The sequence below is a fragment of the Verrucomicrobiota bacterium genome (assembly GCA_021413925.1).
Lineage (GTDB): Bacteria > Verrucomicrobiota > Verrucomicrobiia > Chthoniobacterales > UBA6821 > UBA6821.
This window is the reverse complement of record JAIOPL010000001.1, coordinates 157,497-178,015: the sequence shown is the minus strand read 5'-3', so window position 1 is coordinate 178,015 and position 20,519 is coordinate 157,497. Positions and strand designations below refer to the sequence as shown.

Annotated in this window: 20 protein-coding genes; 7 read left to right on the top strand and 13 right to left on the bottom strand. The window is 57.6% G+C overall.

The genetic code is table 11. From position 1 onward, the window contains the following. Positions 1-254 precede the first annotated feature (254 nt). The 3 genes from K8R57_00855 to K8R57_00845 are packed head-to-tail and all read left to right on the top strand — an operon-like array spanning position 255 to position 2,319. Complete coding sequence (locus tag K8R57_00855; protein MCE9586849.1) at positions 255-1,268, top strand: hypothetical protein; 1,014 nt, start codon at positions 255-257, stop codon at positions 1,266-1,268. Positions 1,269-1,302: 34 nt separating this feature from the next. Next, complete coding sequence (locus K8R57_00850; GenBank protein MCE9586848.1) at positions 1,303-2,010, top strand: alpha-ketoglutarate-dependent dioxygenase AlkB; 708 nt, start codon at positions 1,303-1,305, stop codon at positions 2,008-2,010. A gap of 9 nt (positions 2,011-2,019) precedes the next feature. Beyond that, positions 2,020-2,319 (top strand): TIGR03643 family protein, encoded by a 300-nt coding sequence (locus K8R57_00845; GenBank protein MCE9586847.1) that lies wholly within the window; start codon positions 2,020-2,022, stop codon positions 2,317-2,319. A 21-nt stretch (positions 2,320-2,340) separates the two neighbouring features. Here K8R57_00845 and K8R57_00840 read toward each other — a convergent pair whose 3' ends face one another. The 7 genes from K8R57_00840 to K8R57_00810 are packed head-to-tail and all read right to left on the bottom strand — an operon-like array spanning position 2,341 to position 9,069. Beyond that, a complete protein-coding gene (locus K8R57_00840; protein MCE9586846.1) occupies positions 2,341-3,552 on the bottom strand; it encodes a hypothetical protein in 1,212 nt (403 codons plus the stop codon). Next, complete coding sequence (locus K8R57_00835) at positions 3,549-4,517, bottom strand: ADP-ribosylglycohydrolase family protein (protein MCE9586845.1); 969 nt, start codon at positions 4,515-4,517, stop codon at positions 3,549-3,551. The genes K8R57_00840 and K8R57_00835 overlap by 4 nt, the downstream gene beginning before the upstream one ends. 22 nt (positions 4,518-4,539) lie before the next feature. Continuing rightward, complete coding sequence (locus K8R57_00830) at positions 4,540-5,904, bottom strand: AarF/ABC1/UbiB kinase family protein (protein MCE9586844.1); 1,365 nt, start codon at positions 5,902-5,904, stop codon at positions 4,540-4,542. 4 nt (positions 5,905-5,908) lie between these two features. Then, entirely contained in the window at positions 5,909-6,619 is a 711-nt protein-coding gene (locus tag K8R57_00825) for a TetR/AcrR family transcriptional regulator (protein ID MCE9586843.1), read from the bottom strand. Positions 6,620-6,672: 53 nt separating this feature from the next. Next, on the bottom strand, positions 6,673-8,097 hold the full coding sequence (locus K8R57_00820) for a deoxyribodipyrimidine photo-lyase (protein MCE9586842.1): 1,425 nt from the start codon (positions 8,095-8,097) through the stop codon (positions 6,673-6,675). Then, on the bottom strand, positions 8,094-8,267 hold the full coding sequence (locus tag K8R57_00815) for a DUF2256 domain-containing protein (protein MCE9586841.1): 174 nt from the start codon (positions 8,265-8,267) through the stop codon (positions 8,094-8,096). Before K8R57_00815 ends, K8R57_00820 begins: the two co-directional genes overlap by 4 nt. Before the next feature lie 10 nt (positions 8,268-8,277). After that, positions 8,278-9,069 carry a DUF3050 domain-containing protein gene (locus K8R57_00810; protein ID MCE9586840.1) on the bottom strand — a complete coding sequence of 264 codons (792 nt, stop codon included), beginning with the start codon at positions 9,067-9,069 and terminating at the stop codon, positions 8,278-8,280. A 147-nt stretch (positions 9,070-9,216) separates the two neighbouring features. On the opposite strand from K8R57_00810, the gene K8R57_00805 reads away from it, so the two are divergent. Further along, the gene (locus K8R57_00805; protein MCE9586839.1) at positions 9,217-10,791 is read left to right on the top strand and encodes a cryptochrome/photolyase family protein; all 1,575 of its coding nucleotides are present in this window, start codon (positions 9,217-9,219) and stop codon (positions 10,789-10,791) included. A gap of 40 nt (positions 10,792-10,831) precedes the next feature. Here K8R57_00805 and K8R57_00800 read toward each other — a convergent pair whose 3' ends face one another. The 5 genes from K8R57_00800 to K8R57_00780 form a co-directional block, all read right to left on the bottom strand. Further along, positions 10,832-11,824 (bottom strand): efflux RND transporter periplasmic adaptor subunit, encoded by a 993-nt coding sequence (locus K8R57_00800; GenBank protein MCE9586838.1) that lies wholly within the window; start codon positions 11,822-11,824, stop codon positions 10,832-10,834. Continuing rightward, the gene (locus K8R57_00795; protein MCE9586837.1) at positions 11,817-12,554 is read right to left on the bottom strand and encodes an ABC transporter ATP-binding protein; all 738 of its coding nucleotides are present in this window, start codon (positions 12,552-12,554) and stop codon (positions 11,817-11,819) included. The genes K8R57_00800 and K8R57_00795 overlap by 8 nt, the downstream gene beginning before the upstream one ends. Next, positions 12,551-13,684, bottom strand: coding sequence for an ABC transporter permease (locus tag K8R57_00790; GenBank protein ID MCE9586836.1), 1,134 nt, complete (start codon positions 13,682-13,684; stop codon positions 12,551-12,553). The genes K8R57_00795 and K8R57_00790 overlap by 4 nt, the downstream gene beginning before the upstream one ends. A gap of 61 nt (positions 13,685-13,745) precedes the next feature. Then, the gene (locus K8R57_00785) at positions 13,746-14,357 is read right to left on the bottom strand and encodes a riboflavin synthase (GenBank protein MCE9586835.1); all 612 of its coding nucleotides are present in this window, start codon (positions 14,355-14,357) and stop codon (positions 13,746-13,748) included. Positions 14,358-14,366: 9 nt separating this feature from the next. Beyond that, positions 14,367-15,653 carry a sodium:proton antiporter gene (locus K8R57_00780; protein ID MCE9586834.1) on the bottom strand — a complete coding sequence of 429 codons (1,287 nt, stop codon included), beginning with the start codon at positions 15,651-15,653 and terminating at the stop codon, positions 14,367-14,369. A gap of 93 nt (positions 15,654-15,746) precedes the next feature. On the opposite strand from K8R57_00780, the gene K8R57_00775 reads away from it, so the two are divergent. Further along, positions 15,747-16,463, top strand: a complete 717-nt coding sequence (locus K8R57_00775; GenBank protein MCE9586833.1) for a DUF4410 domain-containing protein — start codon at positions 15,747-15,749, stop codon at positions 16,461-16,463. Between the two features lie 123 nt (positions 16,464-16,586). Beyond that, positions 16,587-17,999: a pyruvate kinase gene (pyk, locus tag K8R57_00770; GenBank protein ID MCE9586832.1), complete on the top strand. Its 1,413-nt coding sequence runs from the start codon at positions 16,587-16,589 to the stop codon at positions 17,997-17,999. A gap of 208 nt (positions 18,000-18,207) precedes the next feature. Here pyk and K8R57_00765 read toward each other — a convergent pair whose 3' ends face one another. Further along, the gene (locus tag K8R57_00765; GenBank protein MCE9586831.1) at positions 18,208-20,019 is read right to left on the bottom strand and encodes an ATP-binding cassette domain-containing protein; all 1,812 of its coding nucleotides are present in this window, start codon (positions 20,017-20,019) and stop codon (positions 18,208-18,210) included. 199 nt (positions 20,020-20,218) lie between these two features. Here K8R57_00765 and K8R57_00760 point away from each other — a divergent pair, with 199 nt between their 5' ends. Beyond that, on the top strand, positions 20,219-20,518 hold the full coding sequence (locus tag K8R57_00760; GenBank protein ID MCE9586830.1) for a hypothetical protein: 300 nt from the start codon (positions 20,219-20,221) through the stop codon (positions 20,516-20,518). Position 20,519: the final 1 nt, after the last annotated feature.

The following is a 20,519-nucleotide window of genomic DNA, read 5'->3' as shown; positions in this document are numbered from 1 at the left end:
CTCGCCTCAGTTCTCGCCTCCATCGCCATCTGGTATTATGCCGGCGGTAAGGATGTGAGCTTTGAGGTTCGCACCCATGGCGAACTCTTCGGGATCTTCGTCGGCCTCTGGGCCCCGACCTTCCTGATCCTTTCCAACCGCATTGCGCGGTATGTTGAGGCAAAGAAGTAGTTCGACCGCGCGCTCCCTGGAGCTAAAATTCACTGAAAAGGCCGGGTCATTGACCCGGCCTTTTCTTTTGCACAAGCTGCGTTGTGGATTCCACCGATTACCAACGCATCCGCCTCTGGTCAGGCATCACCTCCATCGGAGCCAATCTGGCCATGATCTGGGGACTCGCACTCAGTGCATCGTGGTGGGCGATGGGATTTTCCGGACTCGGACTACTCGGGATTCCGGCGGTCCTTCTTGCTGTGGCGATCCTGCTCACACTGGCCAACCTCCCTTTCGACGTTCTCTCGGGACATGCCGTGGAGCAGGCCGTGGGCCGCACGGGGCAATCGGCAAGCGATTGGTTGGCGGATTGGATCCGAGGCCGCTTCGTCACGCTGATCGGACTCTGGATCGGAATGATCTATTTTTCGGTAATCCATCAAGCCTCACGCTCCGGAACGACGATTCTAATTGTTGCCGCGGGCGCCGTGGTCATTCTTTTGTTTCTGCTCGTTCCTGCAGGTGATTCTGCGCCAGCAGGGTCTTCCAAAGAGGTGTTTGAAAGGAGCATGAATGCGGAACTGCAATCCTTGGGAGTGACGCCCAGACCAGTCCGGTGGTTTGATCTTGGTGATGAAGAAACGGTAAATGGCTGCATTACCCCACGCGGACTTCTTTCCCTATCGGCATCGGTCGCCCAATGGCTGACTCCTCGCGAAGCGGCGCTGATGGCCTCCCGTGAAGAATGCTATAGAAAATCCGGCACTTGGATCTTCACACTCCTGATTGTGGCGTCCTGGACACTGCTTGGGATTTTGCTGGCTTCCCTTATCCCAAGCGCGAACGCGGTGCAGGCAGGCCTCATCGGCGCTGCTGTCATGAGTTCCTGGAGCTTTCTGGCGCTCTTTGTCTGGCCTACGCTTAACAGGTTCTGGATGAACCGGGGCGACGCCTTTCTCGCCTCGCTCGCCTCACCTGCCGAAGTCAGTGAACTCCTCTCTAAGATCGAGCGACTCAATGCCACGGACATTTCCCTCTCTGCCGTAAAGACGGCGGTGTTTCATCCCATTCCACCGCTGCAGGAACGACTTTCCAAACTCGACCAACACTCATGAATCAGATTCCACGCATCCTTTTCTACGTCACCCGATGGTTTGGAAACGTCATCGGGACGTCGCTGCACTGCCATGTGGGCAAGCCCCGTTTTTGGAATCACCCTCCCAACTGGTCGTGACACCAGCGGGGGCCTCTGTGCCAGTCAATAACGGGCAGTTTCTTCCTTATCTTCCTTATGATGGGATCGTCGAATATGTCCCCTCGCTTTTTGGGGAGGGGGAGTCGTCCCGTCTTTTTGAAGAGCTCCTAGCAGGGATTCCTTGGCAGCAGGACGAGGTGATCCTCTTTGGACAGAAAAGGATTCTCTCCCGGAAAGTGGCCTGGATGGGGGATGGCGAGTTCACCTACTCCTATTCCGGCACAAGCAAGGTTGCGTCACCATGGACTCCTGCTCTTCTCTCGATCAAGGAGCGCGTCGAGAGCGAGTGCGGCCACCAGTTCAACTCTTGCCTGCTGAATCTTTATCATGACGGCTCCGAGGGAATGGGATGGCACAGCGACGACGAAAAGACCCTGGGAGAGAATCCTCTCATTGCTTCCGTGAGCCTTGGGGCGGAAAGGATCTTCAAGCTGAAGCACCGCAAGTCCGGGGAGGTCGTCTCCGTGCTCCTTCAGAATGGCAGCCTGCTGGTGATGAAAGGAGCCACCCAGCATCACTGGGTGCATACCATGCCCAAGACGAAGAAGATCACCACGCCCCGGATCAACCTCACCTTCCGGAAATTCGTTGGGAACTGCTGATCACACGACATGAAGGGAAAAATTCAAAGCGATCAGATTTCGCTGGTGATTCGTCTGGCGTGGGAAGATCGGACCACGTTTGAGGAAATAAAAACACGCACCGTCCTTGCAGAGCATGAGGTGATCGACATCATGCGCCGCGAACTCAAGCCTTCCAGTTTTGCCATGTGGCGCAAGCGGGTTGCGGGACGGGTCACGAAGCACCGCAAACTTCTCGAGAGACGTCTCAAGTCCCCAGGTCGAACTTTGAACGAATCGGAGGAAGATGATATCGAAGCCGATGAACCCAAATCCAACGACCCGAGTTGAATCAGACGCAGACTTCTATTTTTAAGCAAACGGCCGAAGGACGATGGGAATCTGCTCCTTGAACCTGAAGAATCCATGCGTGGCATGAGGCCATAGGGCATCATCCCAGTCTCTTCGTAATCTCCGCACGGCCACTCCCTCCTGCTTCAGGAGTGAGAGTAAGGGATCCATGATCTGGTGGGTCGGCCCCACCGGGGCCCCCATCATGCTGATGGTAGAAGTTCCACCAACATGCTGGGCCTGCAGGAGCCGGCTCAAGTTTTCCCGCTGAGTCCCCATCGTCCCGCTCAGCAGCGTCACCGAGGAGTAGCCCGATGCCACCAGTCTCTCCTTGGTTGACTCAAGAGCCTCCCGTTTGAAGGTTGTCACATTCATTGAGGTCCCGGCAGTGGCGTCAGCTGTATCAATCAGAATTACTCCCGACACATCGGCCGTCGGGATACACCAACTCTCCGGAGAGAGATCCTCCTCGGTGACAAGCAAAACAGTTTTCTCTCCTGGCACATGAATCTCTCGGGGAAGAAGCTGCTGCGATTTCGGAATCGAATGATCCGCAGGAATGGGAGGGGCCTCTGTTGCCAGGAGTCCAAAGGGAGCATAACGCCCCTCCGTGTATCGCTCAATATTCTCTGCGCTTGCCACATAGACCTTCCCTGGTGTTTGCAGGCCGCACACCCAGCGCCACGAGAGGGTATTGGAGGCTGCATCTCCATCAAGTAGATGCCGGAGGAAGAAGTCGGCGCCGAGTTGCCACGGCAGACGTAGCGTATGAATCCAGATACTCGCAAACCACATTCGGACATGGTTGTGGAGAGTGCCGGTCTCACGCAGTTCCCTGACCCAGTCGTCCAGAAATTCCATGCCCGTTTCTCCAGACTCAGCAGCTTGGACTCGTCCAAGGAAATCAGTTTCTGCGTCCATGCTCTCACGCAGGGCTTCGAGATCCTCAAGATAGTGGAGCCAGATTTCTGGTCTCATCTCCAGCCATCCCTTCCAATAGGTGCGCCAGCAGACCTCCTGCAGGAACTTTTCCGCTGCCTCGTAGGAGTGCCGCTGCAGAACCGCGCCAGCGATTTCCTCCTCGGTGAGGAGTCGATGGCGGACATAGGGAGAGAGCCCGGAAACCGTGCCGGGTACATGGTTGCGGCGCTCGGCATAGTCCCTTCCCGCGAAGGGCAAAAACTCACCCAGACGCCTTAGGCCCTCCTCTCGCGTGGGCAGGGGTCTCGTCATCGCGGGAGCGTCATAAGAAACCGCTCCGGCACCCCACAAGCAGCTCCGAGGATGCTGCCAACCACGGCGCCCCGATGGCAGTTGTCTCCGCCGATCATGGCATTGGCGATGATACCCGCGGGGAAGTCGCGGTGGTATTTCCAGACCAGATAGAGCGATGCCGGCATCGCGTCGGCGATGTAGCAGGCAGGACTGAAGCGGGATCCGACGACATGCTCGTCAGGTTGGTGAAGCCATGAGTCGGATTTCTTCCCAGAGATCCAATCACCCGCTTCCAACCGGATCGCTTCGTGAGCTTCCATCCCCTCCGCCACCCGCCAGAGAAGACGCACCAGTGTATCAGCCGCCCGGAGGACATTGGCATGGGCATGAGTCAATCCGACATGCTCCTTCACGACGGATCGTAACTCAGGCAACCCCATTCCCTCCAAGGCAGCACAGAGCGCTGGGACGGTGGCGAGCCCCCCGATATGCTCATCGCAAATGCCGCACTTGCGTGGCTTCTTTCCCTGCGCGTAGCGGGTGAAGAATGCCCGGTGATACTCCTCGACGTAGGTGTCGCGGTGCCACCCCGGTTCGAGCATCCGGGCGATGTAGCGCTCGAGCCAGGCATCGGCGTCATAGCCGCCACGCTCCCGCACGAAGGAGTAGAGTTCCCGTGCCAGCTGGAAATTCAGCGTGTTCTCACCTGCTTTGAGAAACTGATGGTAGTGAATCCCACGTTGCCCCCAATACTGTGCCTGCTCCCGTAGGATATCTCCCTTCTCATTGAGTGCTTGATACTCCGAACGCCAGAGGATGCTCCCTGAATGCGGATTTTTTGGCTCAAGGAAGTGGTCCACGACGCCGTACTCCCGTCGCAGGGCCGCCGTGTCGTAGTACCAGTGAACGGGCATTGCCAGCGCATCGGCAGCGAGTGAGCCGAGATATCCCTGTAGCCATCGGCTGCCCTGATCCCCGTTCATGCCTCGATCCTCATCCGGTTCCTTAAGCCGTTATCCAGGAGGGAAGGTCGACCTTCACCCGGGCGCGCAGACGCCCGAGTAGGCTGTAGAGTCCGAAGAAGGCACGGTTCACATAGATCGTGTCGGGTGAGCCGCGCTGACCACGCATCGTCCTCAGATGGTCGGCTTGGCGATTCTCCTCCCCCATCTCGTAGATGGCCTTGAGGAAGGCGGGATTGCCGAAGTCGAAGTTTCCTTCGCGGAAGGGCCGTGCCAGCAGCTCCAGCCAGGTCATGCAGAGAGAGGTGATCGTCTCGATCTGCTCCGGAGCGTCTTCGGGCAGGATCACATCGAGGTCTCGCAGGGCTTCCCTCAGGAGTTCCGGGTCGCGCTCCAGCCGGGGATCCAGGAAGCGGAACTGCTTTCGGTAAAATTCCGAGGAAATCTTCTTAGTGCAACCGAAATCAAACACCCAGAGTTCCCCCTCTTTCACGAGGAAATTCCCGGGATGAGGATCGGCGTGGAAGACTAGTAGCTCATGAACCTGATGGGCGTAGAAATCCCAGAGCCCCTGACCGATCCGGTCACGCTCCCGCTGAGTGGCATCCCCGTCGGCGAAGCGGTCGAGTGGCATTCCGTCGATCCAGTCGGAGGTGAGGATCTTGCCGGTGGAGAGTTCCGGGTGGTAGGCGGGGAAGCGCACTCCCTCGAGATGTGCTGAGGCCTTCGTCAACTCGACAGACCTTACCAGCTCGTGATTGTAGTCGGTTTCCTCCAGTAAACGCGTCTCCACCTCGCGGAAGTAGGAATCCACATCCGCCTCCCGGAGACCAAGGATGCGGAGTGCAATCGGCTTAACGACGGCAAGGTCGCTCTTCAAACTTCGCGCCACGCCAGGGTACTGGACCTTCACCGCATACTCGCGTCCTTTCCTTCTGGCCCGGTGTACCTGGCCGATGGAGGCCCCGTGGGAGGCCTTCTTCTCGAAATGATCGAAGAGTTCCTCAGGGGCTTTTCCGAATTCCCGCCTGAAGGTCTGGGCAACCAGCGGGTAAGAGAGCGGCGGCACGGAGGACTGCGCCTGCGCGAACTGGCGGGCGTAGGCCGCAGGCAGGAGGTTTTTGTCGATGCTGAGCATCTGGGCCAGCTTGAGCGGTCCTCCCTTAAGCTTACTGAAGGTGTCGTAGACGGTCTCGGCGTTCTTCACATCGAGTTCCTCTCGGAGCCTGCGGCGGCTCGGCTCGTCCTTCGCGCCGACCATGGCGCGGCCGTAGTGTTTCAGGTAGTTGACCCCCACGCGGGCGCCGGCTCCGCCGAGCGCGGCTATACGTCCCACCGCACCGGAGCGGATGCTTTCCTGTTCCTTCTTTGCTGACTTGGCGCCCTTCCCGGATGCGGAATCTTTCACGGAGTCACTTCCCATTTCCGGAACAACCGCTCCAGGGGTTGCCAGGGAGGAGGAAGCGCAGCAGGTCGGCGGCAGAGTCGAGGGCCTGGGAGCGGAAGAGATCGAAGGCAAGGGTCACTGTCTTCTCGATGAAGGCATCAGTCCGCTCGAATCCCTCGCTCTCGTCCTTGAGATACTGGTCGATGACCCAGCGTAGGTGGATATAGAGGATTCTGGGATAGAGCGAAGTGAGGCCGCGGCGCTCGGCGATCTCACCCGAGGAAGTGCCGTGGTCGACGATCCGACGGGCGAACTCCAGGAACTCCCCGCGCATCCCCTCCAGAGCTCCCGGATGCGAGAGAGGAGAGATGTCGTGAAAGCGCTCCAGCAGGAGCGAGCGGCGTTCGTTGGCCGACTGGGTCAGCGCGAAGAGGAAGGCCAGGTAGCGCTCCCGGGCGGCGAACTCCTGCCAGTCGTCGCCCTCCTCCACGGCGGAGATGATTCCTGTGATCCAGTCGCGCCAGAAGGCCTTCTCCACGGCATGGAACGAGGGGAAGTGCTTAAAAAAAACCGCTTCGGTGATGCCGAGTCCCTTGCAGAAGCGGGCGACCGATCGGGGCGGCTCGCCTTCCTCCGACCAATGGGCGGCGAAGGCTTTGAGGATGGAATCGCGGACTTTCTGGGAATCCTTGCCGGAAGCCTGGGATCCCCCCTTGTTGGAACGCTTGGTTGCCATGTCTTGAGAGTAACGGGGACGTCAAGCCGGGGGCCGTCTGGATCAGTAAGCCATCAAAGGCCGAGCTCCATCTGCGGCTCGGCCGGTTTCACGGCGCTCTTCGGCCCGTTCGATCGCATGATCCGCCAGAGTGATCCGGGCGGGACGATGGCGGCGGGATAGCCGTGGCGGCTTATCTCCGCTGGTAGATGGATCGCGTCTCCGGAAAGGTTGCGAAGTTCAGGAACCCACCTGCGAATAAATTCCCCGGAGGGATCCTTCTCGAGCGACTGCTTGATCGGATTGTAGATCCGTGGAGGGGAGCCGTAAGTGGTGCCCGACTGCATCTGGAGCTGGCTGTAATGGATGCCCGGTTCATAATCCAGAAAGGTGCGCGCCAGATGCGGGGCGAAGCGACGCCAGTCGAGGTTCAGCGCGTAGGATGCAAAGGAGACGAGCATCGCCCGAGCACGGAAGTTGATCCATTTTGTCTCATTGAGCGAGCGCATGCAGGCATCGACGAAGGGATAGCCCGTCATGCCCGAGACCCAGCGCTCATAAGCGACCTCATCCCATCCGTGCAGGGTCTCCCTCGAGGGATTGATGCAGCGGAATTCCATCCACGGCAGCGACTCGAATTTTTGCAGGAAATGATCCCGCCAACGAAGACGCCGGTGGAAGCTGTTTCGGTGCATCATGCTTCCGTGCGGAGGACGGGGCTCACGGGCCATCGCCGCCTGGGCGGCCCGTTTTGTCGAGAGACTGCCCCAGGTGAGATGTGGGGAGAGTCGGGAGCAGGACTCGTGGGCATGGAGAGGGCTTCCCATTTCCACGCGGTATCCGGCGTGCAGGAGACAACGCTCGTTCAGGAAACTCTCCAGCAGCCCGAGAGCCAGACCCTCGCCGCCACATTGACGCGTGATGGTCGCCGGTGTCGAGAGATCGGGGGCGGTGAACTCCGGCGGCAGGGTGGAAGGGGCGCTCCAGAACCGAGGGGTCGTGGCCTGCACGTCCGAAATCCACTCTCTCCAGAACGACTGATGCTCCGGCTTCTCCGGCGGCCTCTTCCGGCCACGGACCACGGCGTTCTGAAGAAATTCCCGCACCGGGATGCCTCGTTCCCTGCAAAGCCAATGCACACGCTTATCCCGCTCAAAGGTCCAGCCGTTCCCCGTCTCCTGATGGCAGAGGAGTTCTGCAACCCGGTAGTGATCAAAGAGGGATTCCAACACGATCTCCGCGGAGGGCGCCTCCGCGATCAGCAACGGGCAGTTGATTGTTTCGAGGTTCGTAGCAAGGTCCTGCAGGCATTCCGCGACAAATCCCCATTGATCCGGCGAGGCCTTGTCGGTGGCCCAGTAGTCCGTCTCGCGGACATAGAGAGCGAGGGCTTTTTCTCCTGCAGCACACCGCCGCGAAGCCTCGGCCAGTGGGGCATGATCGTGGAGGCGCAGATCCCTCTTCAGCCAGACCAGATGAACCCGCTCCCGAGTGCTCATGATTGCCCGTGACGGTTTCGCTTCACCGCAGCCTTGCAGGCTTCGCTGCAGCAGGTGATGGACTCCCAGTCGCGCTCCCATTTCTTGCGCCATGCGAAGGGCCGGTTGCAGTGCAGGCAGATCTTCTCCGGAAGATCGGACTTGCGGACCGCTTTTCCTTCGCGGCGCATGACGACGGGATCAGGCTTTCAGTGTTCCCAGGACGCGGTCCCAGAGACGGGCGCGGCTCGCAAGGGCGGCCTTTGCGGCCTCGATGGCTTCCGCAAGCTTTGCCGGATCATCGCCGCAGAGCGTGGCTACCAGACGGAGCGCGGCTGGCCCATGCTCGTCGCCGTCGAGTTCGGCATGCCGCTTGAGATAATAATGGAAGATCGGGGCCCGCTCCACGCCAATGCCGAGTTTGGCCAGGAGTGAGTTGAACATGCCGGGGATGACGTTCTCGCGGCCGAAGGAGAACGAGGCCGCGACGCAGTGGGCTTTCCCTTCGCGTAGCAGGGCAAAGGTATCCCTCATGAAGGCCCGCGAGGGTTCGGGCACCATCGGCGCCTCGAGTGCGGCATCGAGTCCCTGAGATCGGACGACCTCCAGGAAGGCGGTGATCGGGGCGGTGTCGGCCCCGACTTCGCGCATCGCCATGAGGTAGAGGTCGAAGTGACTCGCGTGGGTGCTCTGCGACCGGTGCGACTTCGGAAGCTTGTCGGACTCTTCCCCAGTGACAATATCATTGATCAACCGCACCAGGTCACCATGAGGTCGGGGCATCCAGGGCCAAGTGGCCGGTGCCAGTTCGGCCTGAAGGAACTTCAGCAGGGACATGAAGTCCCAGACGGGGAAAACATGATTTTCCATGAAGAGGCGAAGTTGGGCTTCCGATTGAACTGAACCAAAAACCGGATGTGACTCAATAGTCTGCAAGTCAGGACTAAGCGTTTCCGCAAGATGTTCCTCTGTGGTCGAAAGATTAATGTCCATAAATGAATCTTAGCAGGGACGTCAATTTGGCGTCATTCATGCCACTTTGCTAAAGTGTTGGTTCCAAGATCGTAAAAAACTTTCGAGATACTCCTATATTTGCGTCTTCAATCGCTCACGGCAGGGGTAAACTTTTCCTAAACTCCAATGCCCATTTCTTCTGAAAAGCACTCCATCTTGATTCTTCCGGATCAGCTCTCGGAGCGTAATGCGGCCCTCGTATCGGCCCGAAAGGGAAGGGATCGGCTCCTCTTTGTTGAGTCGAGGCAGACATTCGGCAAGTTGCCCTACCATCGGCATCGTCTCATGCTTTTGCTTTCTGCCATGCGACATTACGCAGAGGAACGGAAAGCCGACGGGTGGGATGTGGAGTACCATCGGTTGGAGAATGCAGCTGATATGCGATCCGTTTTGGAAACGCATTGCAGGGATCAAAAGCCCGCATCCGTTCTTGTTACCCAGCCGAATAATTATGACGAGCAGCTGGCGCTGAAGATATTGGGAGCGAAGTTGCCTGTTCCCCTGACGATCATCCCCACCACTCAGTTTTTGTGCTCCCGGGAAGACTTTCTGGAGATAGCAGGAGATAAGAAGCGGCTTCTCATGGAGACCTTTTATCGCGAGATGCGTCGTCGCACGGGACTGCTTATGGAGGCTGATGATGTTTCCAAGCCACTCGGAGGGCAGTGGAACTACGATCAGGAGAATCGGGCTACCTTTGCCGACTGGAAGAAGGCGGGCATGCCTCGACCGAAAAGGTCGCATCGAATTAAGCAGGATGAAATCACTCGGGAAGTCGCTCGCGAGCTTGATACGATCTATCCCGATGCTCCGGGAAAAGCCGCCGACTTTTCATTGCCGGTCACGAGGTTGGATTCGCTCGAGTCTCTCCGCGAGTTTATCGAATCTCGCTTGCCGGAATTCGGGACTTGGCAGGACTTGATGGTGTCGGAAGATGGGGATCTCTTTCATTCCATCCTCTCACCAATGCTCAACATCGGCCTGCTAGAACCAATGGAGTGCGCGCAGGCAGCAGAGAAGGCCTTCAAAGAAGGGAAGGCTCCCCTCCATGCCGTGGAGGGATTTATCAGGCAAGTGATCGGCTGGCGGGAGTTTGTAAACGGTGTCTACTGGCTGAAAATGCCTGCGTATTCCTTGGTGAACGGTCTCAATGCAACACGAGCGCTGCCACAGTTTTTCTACTCCGGAGAGACCTCGATGAACTGCTTGTCCAAAGCCCTGAGGGAAACGCTTGATAAGGGTTTTAATCACCACATCCAGCGGCTCATGGTTCTGGGAAATTTTTTACTAATGGCAGGGGTTAATCCTCAGGAAGCTCTCCGATGGTTCAATGAGATGTATGTCGATGCCCATGATTGGGTAATGGCTGCAAATGTCCTCGGCATGGCCCTCCACGCGGACGGTGGATTCATGGCTACCAAGCCGTATGCGGCTAGCGGCGCCTACATCAGCAAAATGAGCAACTATTGCAGCGCCTGTTCATTCAGTCCCAACATCAAGAGCGGCAAGGGAGCCTGCCCATTGAATTTACTCTATTGGAACTTCTTTGATACGCATCAGGATCTCTTACTCCGAAATCCAAGGACTGCGATGCCTGTCCGGTCATGGCAAAAACGCGATGCCAAGGTGCGTCTCAACATCGTCGCCGAGGCGGAGAGCTTTTTAGACTCCTTGAGCCATCATCAAGAGAGTCTCTCTTGAATCTGGTGTCGCCTTTCGTCCCGACCAAAAAGCCCAGGATTCAGGGTGACTTGGGCGTGAGAAGGATCTTTTTGTCGTTCTCGGGTTGCAAATGCTGCGGGGCTTTACCCTCGATAAAGACATCCATTTGTTGGCCGACGTATACAGGGATAATGGAGTGATCGAACTGGTAGATGACCTGCAGAACGCGGGTGTCGACGCGTTCGCTGCTGTCGCCGGTGAGCGACTTCTTCACGCTGATGTAGGGTTCGATCCGGACGAAGCGGAGAGGGATGGGATCAGAGTGCATTCCCTTGATGTAGGCGACGGCAACAGCACCTGTCTGGACACGCGAAGCACTATCCTCATCCACGTCGGCGCGGAGTTGTAGGTGGGTGGTTTCCCCAAGCAGAAGGGAAGGCTCTTTCGGATCCGAAGAAGCAACCCCCGCGTATTCGCCCTCGTGCATGTTCTGCCTGAGAATCTCACCATCCCGCGGTGCGCGGACGGTGAGCAGATCGAGCGTCACTTCCGCCTGAGTCAACTGGGCGCGGGCTAGGAGGAGTTCTGCGCGTGCGGAATCAAGGACGGACTCGGCCGACTTAAAATCGAAATACTTCCTCTTCTGCACATCGTCGCTAATCACCCTCTGGGAGAGCAGTCGGTCGGCACGGGCCAGATCATCCTGCTTGTCAGCTACCCTCACCTCGGATTCCTTGACGCGCGCTTCCAAGAGTGCGACTTGGGCCTGCTGAGCGGTGACCTTAGCCCCAGCATCACGGGTATCCTGTCGGAATAGGGGGGCGCCCTTTTTCACCAAGTCTCCGACGCGTACGTAGATATCCGTGATCAATCCCGGCAAAATCGGTGCAACGATGACGTTCTCATTGACCGCCTCAACGATCCCGCGAGCTCCGATGGAGTCGGCATAGGGTGCCCGTGACGGTTCAACCAAGGGGGTTGGTGTTGGGGGGGCTTTCTTCAGCCGGAACACGAGCAGGGTGACTGCGACGATCCCCGCAAGGGCCAGGAAGATACTGAGACGTTTAAGCATGATGATATTCGGCGGCGCGACAGCTCTTCACCACTCTGCCATCTTCCATCTCCGCAATCCAATCTGCGAAGGAAAAAATGCGACTGTCATGAGTGACGACGATCACGCAGCGGTCGGGGGCACAGGCACTCCTCTTGAGAAGTTCCAGAGCATGATGACCGGTCTTGGCATCCAGTGAGGCGGTGGGCTCGTCACAGATGATGAGTTTGGGGTCATGGACTAGGGCACGGGAGATTGCAACGCGTTGCTGCTGCCCCCCTGAGAGCTGTTTTGGAAACGATCGAATCCGCCCGCCCAGACCCACATCTTCAAGGATCGCTGCAGCCTTTTCCTCGGCCTTGCGGTAGTTCCAACCCTGTAGGATGAGCGGGATGGAAACATTCTCCACCACGGTGAGGGTGGGGATCAGGTTGAACTGCTGAAAGATGAATCCCACGTTCTTGCTGCGGAACCCGGTCACCTCCGAGGGACTCATGGAGCCCAGGTTTTTCCCAAAGACCTCGATGCTGCCCGAGTCTATGGCCAAAGTTCCGCAGATCACGCTCAGCAGGGTGGTCTTCCCGCAACCCGAGGGGCCTACAATCATCGTGAGCTCGCCGCAACGCGCCTGGAAGGAGACTTCGCGCAGGGCATAGGTCGGAGTGTCGCCGTTTGGAAAGATCTTCGTGACCTTATCGACGGCAACGGCAACGGAGCCCTTACAAACTTTCGATGAATCGATAGGGCTCATTTGAAGACCACGGCCGGCTCCAGCTTTGCGATCTGGCGGAGGCCAATTGCAGCCGAAAAACAGCAGATGAGTATGATGATGACGGCCACAAAGGCCGGCACCTGCCATGGCATGAAAAAAGGTGGCTGTTCGATTTTGAGGACTTTGTATCCGAAGATCGACGTCAACCCTACACCAAGACCGAAGCCGACAAATCCTACGGAAAAGGATTGGAGAAAGACCATTGCCGCCAGGATCGGCATGCGCGCTCCCATGGCCTTTAGGGCTGCGAGGTAGCGGAGATTATCGAGGATGAAGAGATAGAAGGTCTGCCCAGCGATCGCGATGCCGACGATCACTCCCATCAGAACCACTGTGCCGAAGGAAATCGGGATGCCGGTGTTCTTGATGTACCACCAGATCGTGTTCCAGAAGAGATCGTCCCTCTCAAACGCCTTTAGTCCTGGCAGCTTGCTGATACGATCCGCCAGCTCCTTTGCAGAGACTTCCGGCTTGGGCTCAGCCAGCACGCAGCTCATCATTTTCCGCTGGGGCTTTGCGAACTGCAGGGCCCGGTCATAGGTGGTGTAGACGTAGGGCTGGCCGAGGAAGCTGCGGTTGGCATGGCAGAGAGCCACCACCCGCGCGGTCTTATCGTTGATCTCGAAGGTGGTTCCGATATCGATCGTGATTCCCTTTTTTCGGAATTTATCAACGCCGACCTGATCGATGATGACGGCGTCCGGCATGCGCAGGTCCTCGATCCTACCCTTGGTGATTTCCATGGGGCGTCCGACAAAAGTCGCCGTGTCGAGTCCCACCAACTGAACGTTCTGGAATGATCCGTCGCTGAGTCGGGCCTGCTCGATGCCGATATAGAGGGGAACGGCCCATTCGACTCCAGGTATACCGCGGACCCTTGTGACATCGATTTCCCGAAGCGGGATGACTTCGTTGACCTGTTCCACCTTGGCATCAAAGACCCATACTTTTGCTCCAATGTTGCGGACTGTCGCGGAGGTCCAAAGCATGAGGCCGCAGAAAACCGAGGCCTGCTGGGTCATCAGCAAGGAGCAGAAAGTCAGCCCCACGATGAGCATCATGTACTTCGCCCGATCCCGGAAGAGCATTAGGAGAGCTATGCGGAGCATGGGGGTTGGGTGATGGGGAATCGGGGATGGGCTATGGGGGATAGAACAACAGCCAAGATCTTCAGTCCCTATCACCCATGCCCGAGAACCTATTACCAATTTGTCGCTCGGCATACTTGGCGAGCATGTCGTACTCAAGATTCACAAAGCTCCCGGCGCGGAGGTCTCCGAGGTTTGTTTCCTGAAGGGTGTGAGGGATGATCCAGAGGCCGAAGTGACCTTCATCTAGCGAAGAGACCGTAAGCGAAACTCCATTCACGGCTATCGATCCCTTTTCGATGAAGTAACGGGCTCCCGCCGGGGGAAGCTCGATCTGAAGGTTGAGATCAGAACCTTGGTGCTCCGCCGAGATCACCTCGGCCTTGGTATCGATATGACCTTGGACAAAGTGTCCGCCGAAGCGCCCGTCAGCGCGCAGGGCGCGTTCCAGATTCACCCGTGATCCGGGAGCCAGATGACCGAGATTGGTTCGTGTAAGGGTCTCTCCCAGGAGATCGAAACTTGCTGAAGCGGCATCCTTGGTGGTGACGGTGAGGCAGCAACCATTGACCGCCAGGCTTTCTCCCAGAGAGAGCTCGACCGCCAAGGGTGTTTCGAGAATCAGGCGGGCAGCATCACCGCGCTTCTCGAGCGAGCGAACAGTCCCGAGTGATTCGACTAGTCCCGTGAACATAGCGAGATACTACCCGAGAAACAACCAACCGGCCAGCGCTAGCACCGGGAGCAGAATTGGGAGTGCGTAGCGGACGATGTATCCGAAGAAGTCGGGAGGCCTTGCGCCGAACTGTGCGACGACGCTCTTGACCATGAAATTAGGGCCGTTGCCGATATAGGTCATTGCGCCGAAAAAGACGGCCCCCATGGAAATGGCGATCAGGTGTTTGGGGTCTTGGGTGGCAATACGAAGTACATCTTGGGGATTGCCCAGCGTCCCGCCCTGCAGACCCAGTTCCACGGAGAGGAAGGCCAAGTAGGTGGGCGCATTGTCGAGGAACGAGGATAGGATGCCGGTCAGGTAATAGAAGTGAGCCGAACCCATTCCCATCGACCCGGCCAACTGCGGGGCGTGATGCTCCAGATAATCAAGGGCAGGTACCATTGTGGCAAAAATACCCAGAAAGAGCCACGCCACTTCCTTGATCGGAGCGAAGCTGAAGTCATTCCTCGCGTGCGTGAGTCGCGGAGTGAGATGCCACGAAAGTAGCGCAGCCACCGCCATCATGATTTCTCTCCAGGGGCTGGGAAGGAACACCGCGCCGATAATGGCTGCCATGGGAAGCAAGTTCCAAAATCCTTCAAAGGCCCAACGCTCTTCGGCAGTCTCCTCCTCTCGGATAGCGCGGGGAGCGCGCAGGAAATTCTCCCGGTCGATAAGATAAAAAATCCCGATCAGCAGGCCGACGACCAACAGCCACGGCCGCCAGAGATGCTCCAGCGTCCACCAGAAGGGGATTCCCTTAAGGAAGCCCAGGAAGAGTGGGGGATCGCCGATGGGCGTGAGGCCGCCGCCGACATTGGAGATAAGGAAGATGAAGAAGGCCGTGTGGAAGCCGGTGATGCGGTATCGATTCATCCGCACCCACGGGCGGATGAGCAGCATGGAGGCTCCCGTGGTGCCGATAACACTGGCCAAAACCGAACCAATCAAGAGAAAGAGGACGTTCTTCCATGGCGTGGCCTCACCAGAGACCCTGATATGGATACCCCCCGCTACGATGAAAAGGGCAGCCATGATGACAACAAAGCTGATGTACTCATGCAGAGGCTCGAGCAGGCGCCCGCCTCTTCCAAGAATCAGCAGGTAATAAAGCGCTGTGCTTCCACCAAGGATCACCGAAACCTTTGGGTAATGACGCTCCCACCAGTGATGAGCTAGGAAAGGCATCACGGCGATAGCCAGCAACTGAAGGAGAAAGGGGAGCAGGAGCAGATGCCCTGGGAGATAATGAGGGACTTCGGCAGCTGTCATGGCACCCAGTCTTTTTCATGGACATCACGGGTTTCGCGAGCAAATTCATCTCCCTTGAATTTATTCCATTCCGGTTTCTTCGCTCGCTGTTTTTTGTTTGCCGCCTCATTGCTGACCTTTTCGGGATGCGCCTCGGTGGGAGTCGGCAATGTTTTTTCCAAGGGAGAAGCTCCAAAAAAACTTCCCGCCAGGATTTATGTCCAGGAATTCAAAACGCCGCATGACAGCTTCCGCGTGGATCGTGGGGGCAAAGACCTGACGACCTTTATCACTGCCGAGAAACTCGCCCTCGCCCAAGAGATCGTTGCTCAACTGAACAAGTATGTTGCTCCAGCCGAAATCCTTGCGGCGGATAAGGAGCCGCCTCGAGGAAACTACTGGCTCGTAACCGGGATCTACGACCGTGTGAATCAGGGAAGTCGCGCCTTAAGAACGATTGTTGGCTTCGGAGCCGGGGGAACCAAGCTTGAGACTCGCGTTCAGGTTTTCTCTGTTTCCGGGAAGAAACCTTCACAATTCCTCTCTCTCCTCACTTCGGGGGGGTCCGGCCTAGCACCCGGCGCGTGGGCGGCCTTCACGCCTGCAGGAGCCTTCTCTGTGCCGGGTGCGGTGGCAAATGCAGGAGGCGCCTCACTAGGAGGACTTTCGATTGACCGGAAGAGGACGGCGCGCGAGATCGCTGCCACGATTTCGGAGTATTGTTTTCAGCACGGCTTGGTTCCAGAACGGAAGACCCGCCGACCTAAAAAACTCGGCGAATTGCCCTTTTTCCAGCGCCCTGATTTCGTCGTTCCGAAAAGCGGATTGTAGCAACCGCAGCACAAGTCTTCAGCGTCTTTTTGAAGTGATCCTTTTCAAGAGCACGGCTCTCTGATTGGCTCCTTGGGTTACTCGGATCCCGCCGAGCCTTCACTTCCAACCCAACCCATTTTTATGACCACCACTCTCCGTAAAACTAAAATCATCTGCACCTTGGGCCCTGCGACCGAGTCACCGGAGCGCCTCCGCGAGATGATCCTGGCTGGAGCCAATATCTTCCGGCTCAACATGAGCCACGCCCAGCATGATTGGGTGCGCCAGATCGTCCCGACCATCCGCGGGATCGCCGCCGAGCTCGACATGCCGGTTGGCATCCTGCTCGACACTCAGGGGCCTGCTGTCCGCACCGGTGACCTCCCCACAAAACTCGATCTCAAGGTGGGCGACATCATGGAGTTCACCGTCCGCGGTGCCCGCAGCGAGGAAATCTATTCGGTCAACGTCAACTACGACGGCCTGATCGACGACATCAATGAGGGTGACGTTGTCCTCGTGGACAACGGAGTTATTCATCTCAAGGTTCTTTCCAAGATCAATAACCGCATCCGCTGCGAGGTGCTCACACCCGGAGCGCTTGGCTCCCGCCGTCATATCAATCTGCCAGGCGTGAAGGTCAATCTGCCCCCTCTCACGGAAAAAGACATGGCTGATATTGCCGTCGGGACCGAAGTCGGTGTCGACTTTGTAGCCCTGAGCTTCTGCCGCGAACCTTCTGACATTGTCGAAATGCGTCGTGTTCTGGCCCTCCATAACAGCAAGGCCCGGGTCATCGCAAAGATCGAGGATCAGAGCGCCGTCAAGCTGATCGCCGAGATCATCAAGGAGACTGATGCCGTCATGATTGCCCGCGGAGATCTTGGCATCGAATGCCCGATGGAGGAATTGCCCATCATCCAGCGCAAGATTCTTAAAATAGCCCTGAAGATCGGCAAACAAGTCATCGTCGCCACGCACATGCTGGAGTCGATGATCGAAAACCCCGTCCCAACCCGCGCCGAGGTCACCGATGTCGCCAATGCAGTCTTCGAACAGGCCGATGCGATCATGCTCAGCGGAGAGACCACGGTTGGCAAATATCCTATCGACTGCGTCAAGGTTCTCGACCGGATCGCCCGGCGCATCGAGCGCAGTGGCAGCGCCCACTTCGCCGAACAGACCTCACTGCTTACGCCCCGCCAGAAGACCGCTTACTCGGGTGTCGTGCTGGCCAACTCGTTTGCCAATGCAAGCATTGCCGTCCTGACCCGCCACGGCGATATGGCCGACTACACCAGCCACATCCGTCCCGAGCACGCCACCATCTATGCCATTACTCCATCGGAAGTGACGGCTCGCCATCTCACGCTAAACTGGGGCGTGATGCCGATCGTGATGCCATTTGGGGCGACTCCCGAGGAGTCCGTCAAAAAGGCCGAAGAGCTGCTTCTTTCCCGAGGCCTCCTCAATAAAGGAGATCAACTCATCGTGATGAGCGACATCATCGAGGGGGACGAGAAGTTTGATTCCATTCAGCTCCGCAAGATCTAGGCGGTAATCTGGTAAAGGGCCTTAGTTGGGGGCTTGGGATTTTCGCGCCGTGCTGTGTTGCTGCTCGTTCGGCGTAGGAGAACTACGCCTTCCCTCTCTCGCCTGGTGCACCATTCAAACTTCCTAACTCTAATAGAATCATCAGAGTCATCTTTCTCTGCGCCTCAGCGGGAGATTTTGCAGTGCCTAAAAGTCCTTAGTCTTTATTCTAGCTGCCCAGCTCCACCCTGAGCTTTTCCAGCTCCTCCCAGCGGGCCATCGCTTTCTCGATGGTCTGGTGAAGCTGATGGAGTTCCCCTTCGACCTTTTGGAATTCGCCGCCTTTGCTTTGGTAGAGAGCCGGATCGGCCAGTCTTTCGGAAAGTTCTGACTGCTTGGCCTCCAGTTCCTCAAGCTTTGCTGGAAGGTCATCGAGCTCTTTCTGTTCGCGATTCAGGAACTTGCGTCCTTTCTCCGTCTTTCCAGCCTTCGGTGCATTGATAACCGGTGTCGAAGCGATGGGCAGCGATGCAACGCGATCCAATTCGCGGCGCTGATTGACCCAGTCTTCGTAGCCTCCGGTGTACTCGGTGATGCGACCCTCTCCCTCGAAGACATAGGTGCTGGTCACCACATTGTCTAGGAAGGCGCGGTCATGGGAGACGACCATGAGTGTTCCCTCGTAGCCGACCAGGAGCTCCTCGAGCAGCTCCAGGGTCTCGGCATCGAGGTCGTTAGTCGGCTCATCGAGCACGAGGACATTTGCTGGTTGCAGAAAGAGGCGCGCCAGCAGAAGGCGGTTTCTCTCACCGCCGGAGAGCATCTTGGCGGGCATCCGAATACGATCGGAGGGGAACAGGAAATCCTTCAGATAGGTATGGATATGGACAGGCCTTCCCTGGAAGGTCACGGTCTCAGCATCGCCCGCTACGTTCTGGCCCAGGCTCTTCTCTCCGTCGATCTGGTCGCGGAGCTGATCGAGATAGACGACCTGGAGCTTGGTGCCCAGCTTCACGGATCCCTCTGTAGGCTCCAGTTTGCCGAGCAGCATTTTCAGGAGTGTCGTCTTGCCTGCTCCGTTGGGGCCGATGATCCCGATCTTATCCCCTTTCCAGAGGGTTGCGGTGAAGTCACTGACAATGGGGTGATCTCCGTAATGAAAGGTGATGTTCTTTGCCTCGATGACCTTCTGGCCCGAGGAGCCGGCTTCCTGAATCTCGATCTTGGCCGAACCGACACGCTCGCGGCGTTTGCCTCGTTCTGCGCGCAGAGATTTTAAGGCGTGCACGCGGCCTTCGTTCCGGGTTCGCCGAGCCTTCACGCCTTGACGGATCCATGCTTCTTCTTGGGCAAGTTTCTTGTCGAAAGCGGCCCATTGCTTCTCCTCGGCATCGAGGAAGGCCCCCTTGCGCACAAGGTAGGTGTCGTAGTCGCAGGCCCAGCTGGTAAGACTCCCGCGGTCGAGCTCGACGATGCGGGTGGAGAGCTTCCGGAGGAATGCGCGGTCGTGGGTCACAAAGAAAAGGGTCGGCCGGACCTTCAACAGGAAGTTCTCGAGCCAGAGGATCGACTCGAGGTCGAGATGGTTGGTCGGCTCGTCGAGCAGCAAGACATCGGGCTGTCCCACAAGGGCGCGGGCGAGTAGCACTCGGCGCTTCATGCCTCCGGAGAGACTCTGGAATTCTTTTTCGGCAGGAAGTTTCATCTCATCCATCAAATCCTCGACGCGTACGTCTGCTTCCCAGTCTTCCTCAGTACCACCGATCCGGAGGCCACTATGGATCACTTCGTAGACCGTCCCAAGGATGCCGTCCGGCACTTCCTGAGGGAGTCTTGTCAGTACGACTCCATTGGGCTTGGTGATGTCTCCCGACTGCGGTTTTTCCTCGCCGGAGATGACCCGCATGATGCTGGTCTTGCCGGTGCCGTTGCGTCCCACTAGGCAGACGCGCTCACCGGGATCGATCTGCAGGTCGACTTTGTCGAGAAGCGGAAGGTCTGTGTAGCGGAGGGTGACCTGCTGGAGTTGGAGAAGAGGCATTGGGCAGAAAGGATGAAGGTTGAATTATGAAGAATGAAAAGGCGCCTCCGAAGGGGCTTTGCTTGTTTCGCCAAGGCGATGTTATTCCAGGCGTAAGCCGAGAACTCCGAAGATCAGCAGACAAAAATTGCTGGGGGCTTTTTGTCTTGGGTGCAGGAACCTAACAGCCTTTAACCTTAGGAAGCACTGAATAAATCCCATGATGGCCGCTGAAGAGGATTTGATTGTTTTCCAAGGCGTGCAGCGCAGCGGCAATACCCTTGCGGTCTTGCCCAAGCAAGCAACGCAGGAAAACGGCCAAATGGTCTCAGCCCAAGGGGTTGCGGAGATAATAGAGCCGGAGGCTGTGTTGGCTTCGCGCTTACAGACCGCATGGGGATGCGCGCGCGAAGCCGTCTTGCCTGCGGCCCATGGCTTGCCCGGTCGTTGCTTCGCATCCGCAACGGCCTCCCGCAACGGCCTCTATGCGATTTATTCAGTGCTTCCCGAAGCGCTATAGC